Source organism: Cytobacillus stercorigallinarum (assembly GCF_014836495.1).
GTDB classification, from domain to species: domain Bacteria; phylum Bacillota; class Bacilli; order Bacillales; family Cytobacillaceae; genus Cytobacillus; species Cytobacillus stercorigallinarum.
In genome coordinates this window covers 645,056-660,214 of record NZ_JACSQT010000001.1, presented here as the reverse complement: position 1 = coordinate 660,214, position 15,159 = coordinate 645,056, and the positions used below count along the sequence as shown (strand labels likewise).

17 protein-coding genes are annotated in these 15,159 nt (G+C 36.1%); 2 read left to right on the top strand and 15 right to left on the bottom strand.

Annotated features, from left to right (window positions below; translation table 11 throughout):
- Positions 1–4: 4 nt before the first annotated feature.
- Genes H9655_RS03355 through H9655_RS03345 form a run of 3 tightly spaced genes read right to left on the bottom strand, consistent with a single transcriptional unit; the run spans position 5 to position 1,689 of the window.
- On the bottom strand, positions 5–190 hold the full coding sequence (locus tag H9655_RS03355; RefSeq protein WP_191810850.1) for a capping complex subunit for YIEGIA: 186 nt from the start codon (positions 188–190) through the stop codon (positions 5–7).
- 16 nt (positions 191–206) lie between these two features.
- Positions 207–1,085, bottom strand: coding sequence for a YIEGIA family protein (locus tag H9655_RS03350; protein ID WP_191810847.1), 879 nt, complete (start codon positions 1,083–1,085; stop codon positions 207–209).
- Positions 1,078–1,689 (bottom strand): YphA family membrane protein, encoded by a 612-nt coding sequence (locus tag H9655_RS03345; protein ID WP_191810846.1) that lies wholly within the window; start codon positions 1,687–1,689, stop codon positions 1,078–1,080. The genes H9655_RS03350 and H9655_RS03345 overlap by 8 nt, the downstream gene beginning before the upstream one ends.
- A 106-nt stretch (positions 1,690–1,795) precedes the next feature.
- Here H9655_RS03345 and H9655_RS03340 point away from each other — a divergent pair, with 106 nt between their 5' ends.
- Positions 1,796–1,936 carry a YpzI family protein gene (locus H9655_RS03340; protein ID WP_191810843.1) on the top strand — a complete coding sequence of 47 codons (141 nt, stop codon included), beginning with the start codon at positions 1,796–1,798 and terminating at the stop codon, positions 1,934–1,936.
- A 209-nt stretch (positions 1,937–2,145) separates the two neighbouring features.
- Here the strand turns inward: H9655_RS03340 and fni are convergent, their stop codons facing one another.
- The 9 genes from fni to prsW form a co-directional block, all read right to left on the bottom strand.
- Positions 2,146–3,210: a type 2 isopentenyl-diphosphate Delta-isomerase gene (fni, locus tag H9655_RS03335; protein ID WP_191810841.1), complete on the bottom strand. Its 1,065-nt coding sequence runs from the start codon at positions 3,208–3,210 to the stop codon at positions 2,146–2,148.
- Positions 3,211–3,223: 13 nt separating this feature from the next.
- Positions 3,224–4,360 (bottom strand): 30S ribosomal protein S1, encoded by a 1,137-nt coding sequence (rpsA, locus tag H9655_RS03330; RefSeq protein ID WP_191810839.1) that lies wholly within the window; start codon positions 4,358–4,360, stop codon positions 3,224–3,226.
- A 173-nt stretch (positions 4,361–4,533) separates the two neighbouring features.
- Positions 4,534–5,115 carry a lysophospholipid acyltransferase family protein gene (locus H9655_RS03325; RefSeq protein WP_191810837.1) on the bottom strand — a complete coding sequence of 194 codons (582 nt, stop codon included), beginning with the start codon at positions 5,113–5,115 and terminating at the stop codon, positions 4,534–4,536.
- Positions 5,116–5,119: 4 nt separating this feature from the next.
- Positions 5,120–5,788: a (d)CMP kinase gene (cmk, locus tag H9655_RS03320; protein WP_191810835.1), complete on the bottom strand. Its 669-nt coding sequence runs from the start codon at positions 5,786–5,788 to the stop codon at positions 5,120–5,122.
- Between the two features lie 255 nt (positions 5,789–6,043).
- Complete coding sequence (locus H9655_RS03315; RefSeq protein WP_191810833.1) at positions 6,044–6,229, bottom strand: DUF5359 family protein; 186 nt, start codon at positions 6,227–6,229, stop codon at positions 6,044–6,046.
- Between the two features lie 57 nt (positions 6,230–6,286).
- On the bottom strand, positions 6,287–6,940 hold the full coding sequence (locus H9655_RS03310; protein WP_191810831.1) for a flagellar brake protein: 654 nt from the start codon (positions 6,938–6,940) through the stop codon (positions 6,287–6,289).
- Between the two features lie 184 nt (positions 6,941–7,124).
- Complete coding sequence (ypeB, locus tag H9655_RS03305) at positions 7,125–8,474, bottom strand: germination protein YpeB (protein WP_191810829.1); 1,350 nt, start codon at positions 8,472–8,474, stop codon at positions 7,125–7,127.
- Positions 8,475–8,487: 13 nt separating this feature from the next.
- Complete coding sequence (gene sleB / locus H9655_RS03300; RefSeq protein WP_404826065.1) at positions 8,488–9,267, bottom strand: spore cortex-lytic enzyme; 780 nt, start codon at positions 9,265–9,267, stop codon at positions 8,488–8,490.
- A 539-nt stretch (positions 9,268–9,806) separates the two neighbouring features.
- Positions 9,807–10,493: a glutamic-type intramembrane protease PrsW gene (gene prsW, locus H9655_RS03295; RefSeq protein WP_191810825.1), complete on the bottom strand. Its 687-nt coding sequence runs from the start codon at positions 10,491–10,493 to the stop codon at positions 9,807–9,809.
- A gap of 102 nt (positions 10,494–10,595) precedes the next feature.
- On the opposite strand from prsW, the gene H9655_RS03290 reads away from it, so the two are divergent.
- Positions 10,596–11,567, top strand: a complete 972-nt coding sequence (locus H9655_RS03290; RefSeq protein ID WP_191810823.1) for an asparaginase — start codon at positions 10,596–10,598, stop codon at positions 11,565–11,567.
- 277 nt (positions 11,568–11,844) lie between these two features.
- Here H9655_RS03290 and H9655_RS03285 read toward each other — a convergent pair whose 3' ends face one another.
- The 3 genes from H9655_RS03285 to H9655_RS03275 all read right to left on the bottom strand — a co-directional run bounded on the left by H9655_RS03285 (position 11,845) and on the right by H9655_RS03275 (position 15,153).
- The gene (locus H9655_RS03285; RefSeq protein ID WP_191810821.1) at positions 11,845–12,810 is read right to left on the bottom strand and encodes a YpdA family putative bacillithiol disulfide reductase; all 966 of its coding nucleotides are present in this window, start codon (positions 12,808–12,810) and stop codon (positions 11,845–11,847) included.
- Between the two features lie 120 nt (positions 12,811–12,930).
- Positions 12,931–14,208, bottom strand: coding sequence for a Glu/Leu/Phe/Val family dehydrogenase (locus tag H9655_RS03280; protein WP_191811365.1), 1,278 nt, complete (start codon positions 14,206–14,208; stop codon positions 12,931–12,933).
- 366 nt (positions 14,209–14,574) lie between these two features.
- Positions 14,575–15,153: an adaptor protein MecA gene (locus H9655_RS03275; RefSeq protein ID WP_191810818.1), complete on the bottom strand. Its 579-nt coding sequence runs from the start codon at positions 15,151–15,153 to the stop codon at positions 14,575–14,577.
- Positions 15,154–15,159 lie beyond the last annotated feature (6 nt).

Genomic DNA, 15,159 nt, shown 5'->3' with positions numbered 1-15,159 from the left:
ATTATTAATGGCGGACAATCACATACATTTCTTCAGTCAGCAAATGAGCAATCCCATCTAAAATGGCTTCTAAATTTGTAGCGATCACTTCCATTTCTTTTTTATCCTCACAATGAAACACCGCTGCACCACTAGGGACTTTCTTTGGATTTGTTGTGATAACTGCAAGTACAAATTTATTGACTTCCATCATTTATCCCTCCCTATTATTTCGGCACATGCATTTCTTTTGGCATTTTTATTGCATTTTCCAAAGTTGGTACTTGACCTATAACTTTAATTGCTTTTTCAACCGTTTTTTCCTGTGGTAGGATGAATACCCCTACTCGCCCATCATCTAAATCCCTTTTTGCTAGTGGCACAAGTGCTGGAGCACCTGAATCTGTCACTACCCCTAGAGCTGTAGAAACATCATGTAATATCGCTTGCCTTTGTCCTAAGTTTGCAATTGTTGTATTGACATTAAAATTTTTCGGGATCAGAATAAACCCCATTCCATACTTTAAAACTTCTTCTTGTCTTTCCGGAAGTCCAATGTTCATAATATAAATGTTGTCAACATATAATCCGGCACCGTCGAAATGGGGTTTCACAGGTTTAATTTCAACGATATCTGATAACTTACCACCACTCATCATTGCTTTTGATAATACGACGGAAATAGCAGCAGCGATTAGTGCGACCCACAGATTAAATAAGAGGTAAAATAATGTGGTAATTAGCGATGTAAACATGACCAAATAATTCCTACTTTCAAAAGCAATGGCTATTCCTTCTATATAGGTCCTACCTCGTGGAACCATTTCATAACTATCCAATTCAGTTAAAGTATTTCTTTCCATATTTCTAACCTCACGGAACTGTGAAGCAGCAACGGTTAAGAAGGTGATCGCAGTAAAATCCTCCTCCATGATTGACGGGATGGCAACACTTCCTAATCCAGCAGCAATAAAACCTAAGGCAATATGAATAATCTTCCCATGTAAATAGGTTGGATACTGTCGATAATCTGTTCTTAACATATATATTCTTGTTAATGTGCCTGTCAATACACCTAAAACAACTGGATAGATATATTCATTCATGATAATTTTGCTTCTCCTTTACTAATGGGTTTAAGTTTCTTTCGAGATAAGCAGCCAAATATTCAATCATATTCCACCCAGAAACAACGACAAATGCCATACTTAGGACATCAAGAAAGCGAAAAGATCCAATTTGGAAAGGAAATCCATACTTTTGAATAATAAGCGCAAATATTACCTCTCCGTTCAATGCAGCAAACATTAATATACAAATACGGCTTAACGCACGCTTATGAAGAAATATGACTAAGCATGCTAGAATAACAGCTAAAATCCAGTCACGGTTAAAAACAAACCAGATTGGATCAAACATCTCAAAGCATAGAAAAGCACAGTAAGCAAATGAGACAATGAGCATACATGTAACCAAATAGAGAGGATGACCACATTTCGTTTTAATATAAAGACAACTAGTGACAATATAGAGAAGGAAGAAGCTGACCCCAATTTCTGTCGTTCCTATTGAAAAATGATAAGGCGTAATGATAATAAGCAATAATAGTGCGACTGACGCTAAATAACGATAGGTATTTGCCTTACTGACGAAAAATGTGACAATAATCCAGAGTGACCAAGCAATCCAATAAAAGAAAAGACCTTCCATATACATACACCTCCTACTATCCCCATTATGGGTAGAAACTATGTAGTTTAATCTATTTGAATAAAAAATCTCTGGTTTCTTATCTTAATAATTAGGAGGTGTTTATATGGGAAAAGATCGTCAGGAAAAAAAACTAAAAAAGAGCAAGCGAGTCGAATCAGATCGTGACCAAAGTATTCAGTACGATGGGGCAACAACAATGCAAAGTCCAGAAAACGCTCGTCAATTAAATAATCCCAATGAATAACTCAAAAGAACGGCAAACCGCTTAGTAACGGTATTACTCTTTAATGCAACTTTTATTAAAATATTTCCCCTAATTACGTGTTAGCGCGATTTTTGTTTTAGACAACAAAGTCGCGCACATCTCTTTAATATGACTTTTATTAAAAGGATCCATTTAAACCTAAAAAAGAGACTACTCTTGTGAGCAGCCTCTTATTTTAATCTGAATTCTTATATTGAATGAATCGTTCTTGTACTGTATTTATGTGTATCAATTTGTCGCTGTTGCAACCACTCAAGCACTTCTCCCTTAAAAATAAGGGGGGCATGTTGTAATTCATCAAGATTGCAGGCACCGATAGCTGTCATAATCATCTTTAACTCTTCATGAATGGATGTCACTTCTTCTATTACTGCTTCGTAACCAGAATCCACTAATATCTTCAAGAAATACCCTGCCATTCCCACACCGTTAGCGCCAAGAGCAATCGATTTTGCAATATCCATACTCGTCTGAATTCCCCCAGATGCTAGTATCGTAATGTCACTACCATGTGAATGAGCTTCGACAATAGATGTAGCAGTCGGAATCCCCCATCCATCAAAGAACGACAGTCCCCTCTCTCTTCGTTCGTTCTCAATTTTAGAAAAATTAGTGCCACCATATCCACCAACATCTATGATATTAACGCCCACACCTTCAAGCTTTGCTACTGCTTCACGACTCATACCGAACCCTACTTCTTTGACGATAATTGGCACATCTACGTGGTTTACAATCTTTTCGATACGTTTGAGGGCATGCGAAAAATCACGATCTCCCTCTGGCATCGTTAACTCTTGAACGACATTTAAATGAATTTGTAAAGCGTCAGCCTGAATCATCTCTACCGCATCTTTTGCTTGATTGATTGTGGCTTCGCTACCCAAATTTGCAAATATAAGCCCTTCTGGATTTTCTTCTCGAACAACTTCATATGAAGTACGTTCTTCCTTATCTTTTAACGCTGCCATCTGTGAGCCTACAGCCATCCCTACGCCTGTTTCTTTTGCCACCCGCGCGAGCTGACTATTAATTTCAAGTGTCTTTGCACCGCCGCCGCCGGTCATTGCATTGATAAAAATAGGCGAACTAGTTTTTAGTTCGCCTATTTTCGTTCCCAAATGAACCTTTGAGAGAGATGTGTTAGGTAAGCTTTGATGTACAAAAGAAACACAATCAAATCCAGCGTTACTCGTTTGACCAGTTGTTAGTGCATATTGAATATGATCCCATTTTCTCTTTGCTCTCGTCACTATACTACCACCATTATTTATTTAATTTCTTTAACTGTTCACCAATCATTTCGCCTAATTGGAATCCTTTAGACTCTTCAGGCAGTTCATAATCAGTTGGTTCTTCTTCTTTTTCTACAAGATCTTTAATGCTTAAAGAAAGTCTTTCATCTCCCTCATTCACATCAAGAACTTTCACTTGCACTGCTTGGCCTTCTTTTAATACTTCATGCGGTGTAGCGATATGTTTATGGGCAATTTGAGAAATATGAACAAGCCCTTCTACTCCAGGGAATACTTCTACAAAAGCACCATAAGATACAAGTCTTTTCACAGTGCCTTCTAATACACTTCCTTTAGGTGCTTTTTCAGCAATACCATCCCAAGGACCAGGCAGAGTATCTTTAATAGATAGTGAAATTCGTTCATTATCCTTATCCACACTAAGGACTTTTACTTTCACAGATTGACCTTCCGCAACAACATCTGAAGGCTTCGCAACATGTTCATAAGAAAGCTGTGAAATATGGACTAAACCATCAACACCGCCGATATCAACGAAAGCACCGAAATCTGTAATTCGTTGTACAGTTCCATCAATCACGCTTCCAGCTTCAAGCGATTCAAGTAATTCTTTCTTTTGCTTTCCTTGTTCCTCTTCAACAACTGCACGATGAGAAAGAATTAAACGGTTTTTCTCTTTATCTAACTCAACAATTTTAAAAGCTAATGTTTGCCCTTTATAGTCTGAGAAATCTTCAACGAAATGTGCTTCAACTAAAGAAGCTGGTACAAATCCGCGGACCCCAAGGTCAACGACTAATCCACCTTTAACAACATCTTTAATTTCAGCATCAAAAACTTCACCGTCATTGAATTTTTGTTCTAGTTGTTCCCAAGACTTTTCAGCATCTACTTTGCGCTTTGATAGTACGAGCGCTTCTTCTTCTACTTTTAACACTTCTAATTGTAGCTCATCACCTTCTGCAACAGCATCACTAGCTGTTTCTACATGAAGACTTGATAATTCACTAATTGGAATAATACCATCTAATTTGCTATTTTCGATATCGACAATCACTTGCTTCTCTTCTACTTTTGTCACTTTACCATTGACTTTATCGCCAACTTCAAAATTTGCTACTTCAATTTCATTCATTTCTTCTGACATATGTATTCCTCCTTAATCCAATGGCTAATTTCATTTTCCACTTATAAAATGCAATCTTACTAAGTGTAAATTGCACTAAATAAACTAGAGTTGTAAAACCACTTTGATCCTGAAATATAAAATGCCTTTTTATAAACTTCTTACAAATAGCACCTTTTGTCAAGTAAGAAGGTTTAGCGATTCTGTTCGATTAATTTTTTTATTTCATTCATAATGATATCCGTTGTTTCTTCTGCATTGACTTTTTTTGCTCGGATTTCATCCATTGGAATAGGCTTTCCGTAAACGACTTTTAATTTCCTAAAAGGCTTATACGGGCCAATGATGGCACAAGGTACGACAGCAGCATCTGAACGAAGAGCAAAGAACCCTGCACCGGCAAGACCTTTACCAACTTCTCCAGTTTTACTCCTCGTCCCTTCTGGAAATAAACCTAAAACATTTCCTTCCTTAAGAACCTTCAAGCCTTTTCTCAATGCTTCACGATCACTCATTCCTCTTTTTACAGAAAAAGCATTCAGATGTGGTAATAACTTCCCTAAAACCGGTGCGTTAAACAACTCTTCTTTTGCCATAAAGTGAATGTCTCGTGGTGCTGTAATCCCTACAATTGGCGGATCCAGGTTATCAATATGATTGCAACATAAAAGGACGCCACCTTCTGCCGGGACATTCTCCCTACCCTTAACATCCATGCGATAAACGGGCTTTAGCAAGCCTTTGACTATAGAGCGTGCAAATGTATATACACTCATATGATTAAATCCTTTCCTCAACCAACTTCATAATGCTATCAACAACTTCGTGAATGTTTAGTGATGTTGTATCCAATTCCACTGCATCCTCAGCTTTTTTGAGCGGTGCAACTTCCCTTTCCGAATCTAACTTATCTCTATTAGCAATTTCCTCTTTTAAAAGAGCTAAATCAGAAGGAAAACCCTTTTCTAAGTTTTCAGCGTGGCGGCGAGCTGCTCGCTCATCCACTGATGCTAAAAGAAATACTTTTACTTCTGCATCAGGTAAAACATGTGTACCAATATCACGACCATCCATCACTACACCACCTTCTTGACCGAAGCGTTGTTGACGAACAACCATTTCTTCCCTTACCAGCTTATGCTTTGAAACCGTTGACACTGAATTAGTTACTTCAGCTGTTCTAATTTCAGTAGAAACATCTAACCCATCTAAAAGAATACGTTGGCCAGATTCTCCAGGATTTAAAACAATCTCTGTCTCTTTTAACAAATGAATTAATGACTCTTCATCATTTATATCTATTTCTGACTGCAACGCTTTAAATGTTAATGCGCGATACATCGCCCCTGTATCTATATAAATATAATGAAGCTTTTCAGCTATGATTTTGGCAACTGTACTTTTCCCCGCTGCTGCAGGTCCATCGATGGCAATTGATATTTTATTCATAAACCCTCCTGAAATACCTATACAAATATATTCTTTACGTTTTATATTCTATCATAAATTTACTTAATTAGTTGTAATGATTATGTGTCTTTAATAATACCCTCCTCTAAGAAAGAGTCTATTTATTGATTAAATTAATCCGGTAGTTTTAAAAAATAAGAGAAATACTAAAAAAAGGATGTTCTTAAAAAGAACCATCCAAAAGGTTTGTCGTTCAAGCTATTGTTTCTGTTGGTCTACTTTAATAAAATCAAGTTAAGGTCTATTTATATTAACTACCTCCTCATCATGATATTCTATATGATGATTCACGCCTTCATATCTTGTCACTTCATTAAAATGCGGAAATAGGTGTAAATAATGAAAAATGGTTTGAAATAATAGTAACAATCCAAGATGAAAAATGACTAATAGGATGAGTGTACGTTCAAATATTTTCACCCTTCCACCTCCTACTAATCATTATGGAGACACAAAAAAGATTTTATGCTGTTCTACTTAAGATTGTTTACTTTTTTTCATATGAAATAACTGTTGTTCGATGCAAAATCTCATCATTGCTTGTCTATCTTCTGCATTTAGTTGCGGAAATTTAAAAGAGATAACGAGTCGCCCATCAGCTAATGGCTCTTTCCTTACATATTCTGAAGCTAAAACAAAGGAACGCTTATTACCTTCAATCACAAGAGAAAAACGCAATAAATAAGGGGATCGTTTATACAAATTTTTAAAATCATTAACAACTACAGCTATTCCTCCTGCACTTATATTTCTACTTATCCCTAGAATGGAGTGAGATGTCCCTTCATCTATTGGTTGGATTTCAACAGATTCATTGACGTCTACTCTAACATACTCCCGCATCTGTTCCTTCTCATGAGTAAATTCTTTTGCATAAGCAATTTTCAATAATGGTGTTGACTGCTTCATTCGGCCAACCACTCTTCCAGAGAAGAAAAACATTTTCCCATTTGCATTGTAAGCAACACACTTAATTCTTCTTCCATCTTCTAAGTACATTTTCCGATTCGTTTGTAAACAAACAGGATAATGTATATGTATTACATCCTCTTCTATTTCAGCAATTCTAGATATGTACTTGCCTTCACCTGATAAATAATATTCTATATACAATTGATCACCTGGCGACAATGAATTCCCTCCTAACCTTTTCTACTTTTCCTTATTTTATCACTTAACCGTTACAAAAGAACTATTTTTTAATTAATATTAGATGCGAATCATAACAACTTGGTATAACCACATTGTCATGACTTTGTTTAGCCAAAAGGTATCCATAAAACAAAAAGAACCCTTGCTAGGGTCCTTTTCTGCCTTATACTACATCTTCATAAATCGGTTCTGCATTTTGCAACTTTTCTACTTTTTCTTCTCTTCCATTTTCACTATTAATATAGATGCGGTATGTATCCTCACCTAATGTCCCAGTAAATTCATAACAAAGTACTTCTTCATTACTATCATTCAAAATAATCGCTAAACGGTCATCCATAATTTTAAGTTGACTATTGATTTTTGTTCGTGCTTCCTCTTTTGATAACTTTGCTTGAGGAATATCTCGCTTATGATGTGATTTCAAATAATCCTCTGCTGAAAACCCTAAAATTTGCCCATTATCTAATGCTACTTTCATCTTAATTGAATCTGGGTAAATTCTTACATCGTCCTGTTTAGAAACAAATGTAAACACGCCCATTTGATCATATTGCACACTTTCAAAAAGATCCAGATCTTCAAACTCATTGTCCTTTAAAAATTTCACTGCTGATTGATGGGCATCTTCCAGACTGATTTTTTGTTGTTTTACTTCTCTTGCTGTGATAAGCCAAATAGGATAACCGCCCTTTTTAGTAATATCTAAATTGGTTTCTACGCTTTGTTTAGGAGACTTTAGAGATACACTAAAAAATCCATAATCCGATCCTTCACCATTTTCTGCAACGGTTGCTTTCACATCATCAGGGGATTGCGCATATTTCTTCGCTTCAGATACAGCTTCTTTTTTAGATATTTCTTTTCCTTCTAAGTATTGATAGTTCTCATCTTTCTTTTGCATATTTACAAATGCAGGACCTAAATCCGTCTCATCGTATCCCTCGACAGTTTTTTCAACTGTTTGAAAGCCGTCAATAATTGTATTATCTGCTGCTTCATTATTTGTAGCAAGCGCTGTTTCGACATCCATCCAGCGTAAGTCATTTTTGACGACCATATGCTGTACATTCCGTAATTCCGACTGAATATCTGCTGCTTGTTTGTATAAACCTTGTAATGACTGATATTCTTCATCTGTCAATGGGTCTTTATCCAAATCTCTAATCGCTGCCTGATAACTAAACTCACCAATTTGAGCTAAAAATTCTTCCGTTTTATTAAATGGTAAAAGTGATAGTGGCAGTTGACCTACATCTGAATGTGCTTGAGAGGTAATTCTCCACACATCCGCAAGTGCAGGAGACAGTGAACTTCTAGAATTCATTGCCAATGTGGACCCAATTTTATCGTGTAATACATCGATTTCATAAGTGAGTTCATGAAATGCACGTTGATAATTGTTTTCTGCGTTAATTAATATCGCATTTTTCTCACGATGTTCTTGATAACCCCAGACAGCAGTTCCAATCACACCAACTGAAAGAACAGTTATGAGTATTCCTTTTAACACGTGACTTCACTCCTTATTTACAGAATATATGTTGTCCAATTTTCTTAATTTGTGGTCTTGTCCAAATCCAAGGACTTGTTGCGGTATCGGGATTAAAGTAATAGAGGGCATCTCCACTTGGATCCCAGCCATTTATTGCATCTATCACTGCTTCTCTCGCTGTTTCATTAGGCGTCAACCAAATTTGCCCATCTGCAACAGCCGTAAATGCTCTTGGTTCAAAGATTACGCCATAAACCGTATCTGGAAAAGACGCACTTTCTACTCTATTCAAAATTACAGCCGCTACCGCTACTTGACCTATATAAGGCTCGCCACGCGCCTCACCGTACACAGCATTTGCCATTATTTGAATGTCGTTTTCCGAGAACCCGCTAGGAACATTTGCCGAAGTTGCACCACCACCGGAATTTCCACTTGATGCATTTCCATCATTTTGATTTGACCCACCATTATTAGCAGGTGCTTGTTGATTTAAATCCGTACCGCCATAATGTGTAAATGAATTCCCTTGATTAATTTGATTTTGTACATATTGCTTATCATAATTAGACGCACTTACCAACTTGTTCTTTGTACTAGAACCAGCAAGCCCATCTATATCCAAGCCAAATTCATATTGAAAATTGCGTAATGCCCAATATGTCCCCCAACCGAAGACACCATCGATTTTACCATTATAGAATCCTAAATATTGCAATCTTGCTTGTAGCTCAATGACATCATCACCAATCGCTCCTTGTCTAATCACTTGATTCGAAAAAGCATTTGCCGACTTATCCAATTCAGCCATTGGAATAGCCGTCGCTATAAGCAGTAGTATTAGCATCACTTTAGTAAACATCAATAGTTGTTTCATCGTACTAACCTCCAAAAATACATCTTTTCATCTGTTAAACATTCTAGGTAACCTACTATGGCGTTTTGCAGGCAAATAATGATGGCAGGAACAGTTCATCCTCGATCTCATCTTTTTTCACCGTCACTAATCATCGAGGAAGCTAACAATACATCTATTTTTTGTTCCAATTGGCTTTTTATTCAAATTCCATGAGAAAATCATTTGGATAAATATAGCATTTACAGATTGACCATTAATAAAAGGCTAGGAACATCTTTTTAAATGAACGAAGACGTTGAGATTTAACGATTGATAAAATTTTATATCTATGTTAGATCTTCTAATGAAAGAAGGAATTCATTTACCTTTAGCTTTAGCTTTTATTCGAAAGCCTAGGCTGACAAAAAGAAAAAAGGTGGATTTGAGTATACTCAAATCCACCTTTTTCTTTATCTGAAGCTCATTCTCTCATAGCCTCTTTTTAAACAAGTTTAACCATAATTTGTTCTTGTATCTTCTAACGATTGATTATATTTAGCACTTAAAATTCTCGCTTGTTTGGCTTTTTTTAACCCCATCCACCAAAGAAAGATCATAAATGGAACAATAAAGAGCAACCAATTTTCTAATGTTAATAAAATGTAATCATATGTTCCATGCAAAAGGAAAGGGGTTGCCAAAGATAAGCATAGCCATTTCCCCTTAGATGTTTTCGAAAACTTTCCTTTACCTAAATAATAGCCCATAATTACGCCAAAAAGGGCATGACTAGAAACCGGGAATAGCGCACGACCTAGCGCATGCTCAATTCCAAGTGTCAATAAATAAAAAATATTCTCCAATGTAGCAAACCCAAGTGATACTGCTGCGCCATAGACAATACCGTCATATGGTTCATCAAAGTGCACATGGGGATAAATAATTATAAGTAGGATAAACCATTTAAAAAATTCCTCGAGCATACTAGAGGAAAGAAAAGCAGAAACAAAATGAGAAGTAAACACTTGTTCTTCTTCAAATACATATTGGATAAACATTATGGGAAACACAAGAAGTGCCCCAAATAAAAAGGTTCTAAAAACCATCGAAAAGGGCTCAGTCTCATATTGATCTTTTAAATAAAAGTAACTTAATAATGCCAAGCCAGGAGCAATGGCAGCAGATATTAATCCTAGCATAGGCTGTTCCTCTTTTCAAAGCTTTTCTTTAATCGTATCATGTATAGGTAAGATTGAAAATGGATTTACCAAAATAATTACATATTAATTGGAGGGAGCAAGTTGGATAAAAAGAAAATACTCCTAATTCATACAGGTGGGACCATTTCAATGAGTGAGGATGTTGAAACAGGGGCTGTTTTAACAAATGAAGAAAACCCGTTAACAAGACAAACAAAAGAGTTAAATGAGCTTGCGCACTTGATTGTCGAGGAGCCATTTCAATTACCTTCTCCACATATTACGCAAAAGGAAATGCTTATATTAAGAAACTTGATTCATTCTTATAAGGATAAAGTATCTGGTGTTGTCATAACGCATGGAACCGACACACTGGAAGAAACCGCCTATTTTCTTGACTTAACAGTAAAGGGCTCTTTGCCGATTGTCGTTACAGGGGCTATGCGTTCTAGTAATGAAATTGGCTCAGATGGATTATATAACCTGATTTCCTCCATTCGTGTAGCCATTTGTGATGAGGCGGATGGAAAGGGCGTTTTAGTCGTACTGAATGATGAAATTCACACAGCTGAAAATGTCACAAAGACACATACGAGCAACGTCTCGACCTTTCAAAGTCCTCAATATGGACCCATAGGTATAGTCACTAAAAGAGGTGTACTTTTTCATCATCTCCCTGTTCAACATGCACATTTTGAAATCGAACAAGCAGATAAACAAGTAATGCTCATTAAAGCTCATGCCGGTATGGACTCTACTCTATTAGGAGCCATTGCACAAACTACATGTGATGGATTGGTGATTGAAGCACTAGGACAAGGAAACCTTCCGCCCGCAATGCTTCCTGGTATAAAAGGTTTACTCGCTAGAAAGATTCCTATTATTATCGTATCAAGATGCTTTAATGGCATCGCCCAAGACGTTTATGGTTATCCTGGAGGGGGCAAAGAATTAAAAGAACTTGGCCTCATTTTTTCTAATGGATTAAACGGGCAAAAAGCCCGTATTAAACTTTTAATTGCTTTGGAAAGTAGGATGCCTTTCGAAGAACTGGAAAAAATGTTTCAACTATAAAAGCTGATTTAGGGTATTTTAATGAGTTAAAAACCAAACTGTTACAATATTTCATCTACACATAATCTCATACCAATGACAATGGCGAGAATTTTAATGATAGTAACCAACGAAATATTAGCACAGAGATAATCACCCTTTACAAAAGTCAAATTAATATTCACAAAATAAATCCATACAATTTGAAAACCCGAACAAAAGCAAAGCACTATTGAAAAGTGTTTTGCCAAAAAGTTCGGGTTTACTTACGCGCATATTCTCATCTGAGCTTGTTTGCTTATTGCTCTTTCTCTTTTATCGCTTTGGCAATCATTTCGCCATGATACCTACCATTTTCGATAAATATTTCATTTGCATTATTACCTGCTGCAATCACGCCAGCAATATATATTCCTTCTACATTTGTCTCCATTGTTTCAGGATGATGTTCAGGCTTTCCGGATTCTTCGTCTTTTTTAATGCCTATTGATTGTAAAAAAGTATGGTCTGGATGATAACCAGTCATGGCAAAGACAAAATCATTCGCGATTTCATTTATTTGCCCATCTTTCTCATAGACAACAGAATTTGCTCTAATTTCCTGAACATTTGCATTAAATTCCATTTGAATATTCTCATGACGAACAAGTGAATCAAACTGTGGTAAAATCCACGGCTTCACGCTTTTTGAATATTCCTCTCCCCGATAGAGAACTGTCACATTTGCACCAGCCTTCTCTAATTCAATGGCCGCATCAACACTGGAGTTTTTCCCACCAATGACCACAACATCTTTATCAAAAAACGGATGAGCTTCCTTAAAGTAATGAAAGACCTTATCTAACTCCTCACCCGGAATCCCCATATAGTTTGGTTGATCATAATACCCCGTGGCTATAATGACATAAGATGATTGATATTCCGCTTTATCTGTTTGCACCGAGAAGACATTTTCTTTCTTTGTGATGCTTTCAACCTTTTCATAAGCATTTACATTGATTGCTTTCCGTTTAACCACTTCTCTATAATAGGTAAGTGCTTGATTTCTATTGGGTTTATGTTCAACCGTTACAAACGGTATATTACCAATTTCTAATTTTTGACTAGAACTAAAGAACGTTTGATGAGTCGGGTAGCGATAAATGGCATTAACAATGTTGCCCTTCTCAATGACTAAAACATCTTTCCCTAACTCCTGTAAACAAATGGCTGCGGCTAATCCACATGGTCCACCACCAACCACAATTGCATCTTTTTTTTCCATGATGATTCACCTCTTGGACTGACCCGTATGATATTTAATATATGTAGAAATGAAAAAAATCTCCTAATGTATATAATAGGAGATTTTTTCCCTTCTTTCAAATGTAATAAATTATGAAAATTAAATCCAACCTCTAAATCTTGACGCTTCAGCCATTTTACGTACACCAACCATATACGCAGCTAAGCGCATATCTACTCTACGAGTTTGAGCGGTTTCATAAATATTATTGAATGATTTCACAAGAATTTTTTCTAATTTTTCTTCTACTTCTTCTTCAGACCAATAATAGCCTTGGTTATTCTGCACCCATTCAAAATAGGAAACTGTTACACCACCGGAGGATGCAAGTACATCAGGTACAAGAAGAATATCTCTATCCGTTAATATTTGCGTCGCTTCTAATGTTGTTGGACCATTCGCAGCCTCTACTACAATACTTGCTTTAATATTATGTGCGTTTTCCTCAGTAATTTGGTTTTCAATTGCTGCAGGAACCAATACGTCACAATCGAGCTCAAGTAGCTCTTTATTTGAAATCGTTTCATTAAATAACTTTGTTACCGTTCCAAAACTATCACGGCGATCAAGTAAGTAATCAATATCTAAACCATTAGGGTCATGAAGCGCACCGTATGCATCAGAAATACCCACGACTTTTGCGCCTTCATCATGCATAAACTTCGCTAAGAAGCTACCAGCATTACCAAAACCTTGTACAACCACGCGAGCACCTTTTAAATTAATACCCTTTTTCTTGACTGCTTCATGGATACAAATCGTAACCCCTTTTGCTGTTGCTGATTCCCTACCATGAGAACCACCAAGTACAAGTGGCTTACCAGTAATAAATCCTGGGGAATTAAATTCATCCATTCTGCTATATTCATCCATCATCCAGGCCATAATCTGTGAATTTGTAAAGACGTCTGGAGCTGGAATATCTTTTGTAGGACCAACAATTTGGCTAATCGCTCTTACATACCCTCTACTTAATCTTTCAAGCTCACGGAAGGACATATCCCTTGGATCACAAACGATACCACCCTTACCTCCGCCATATGGTAGATCGACTATTCCGCATTTTAAGCTCATCCATATAGATAGTGCCTTCACTTCTTTTTCTGTTACATTAGGGTGAAAACGAATTCCCCCTTTTGTAGGACCGACTGAATCATTATGCTGAGCACGGTAACCCGTAAAAATCTTCACCGTCCCATCATCCATCCTAACAGGAATTTTCACTGTTAATAAACGCATTGGCTCTTTCAACAGTTCAAAAACCTCTTCTGGATATCCAAGTTTTTCCAAAGCTTTGTGGATTACGATTTGAGTTGACTTCAAAACGTCCATTTTATCTTCTTGATTCGTATGATCAGTACCTTTATCGGCCACTATTTGAAACCTCCTAGAAAAATTCACATTCTTTAGTTGTCCGCTTTCAAGACATAGTATACACCTTTGCTCTATTTATGCAAGAAGAAAAAACAATTTTTTCTTATTTTTATGTAAACGCTACCAAAGTGATAATATTGCCTATTTTCCTTATTTTCAAAAATATTTACATCTATTTTATTTTGCCTTTTTTAGCTGATTTCATTCATAAAATACTTATATGTATTTTATCAAGATCAATTGAATTAATCTTATCAATAGACAGCATATTACATCCTATTCCCAAAGTTTTAAAACTATAAACACAAGGGAGACAGAATATTCAAGCAAATAGAATCATCACATCCTATTTGCTTGAAGGCAATAGCATTATTTAAAGTAAAATTTAATTTTTTCTAAAGCATGGTCTTTAATTAATTCTTTTCCGTATTCTTTAATGATATATAAACTAACAAAAGAAACCGTACCATATTCAGCTAGAATGGAAATAAGTTTTTCTTCCGCTTGTTTTCTATTGCATTCAATCATTAAATAATAAAGGTCGTTATAGACATATAATGAATTAACTACTTCTTCTTCCCATATTTTACGGTGACTTAATGAAATAATATTCTCAAAATCAGGAAATTCATATAAGATATAATTTTGTTTGTCTACATCTACTTGAAAATCAATGATCCCATCCTTAAGCCATTCTTCTTCCGCTTCTTCTTGTATCGTCACAATCATAACCATTCCTTGTATTTGCATTGAAAAAATCTCGATACTGATGGTGCCATATATATCAAGGTCAAATTCTTCACTTGCTTCCTCAAGCATATCTTGAAAAAGCTGATGCCATTTTAAAGAGTCCTTCCAAATATCTTCCTTTGACAAGCCTCTTTCAAACAAATCATCTAAAGTAAGCAAAATTTTAATTTTATTATCATTCAAACGCTCCAATTGCATTTTTTC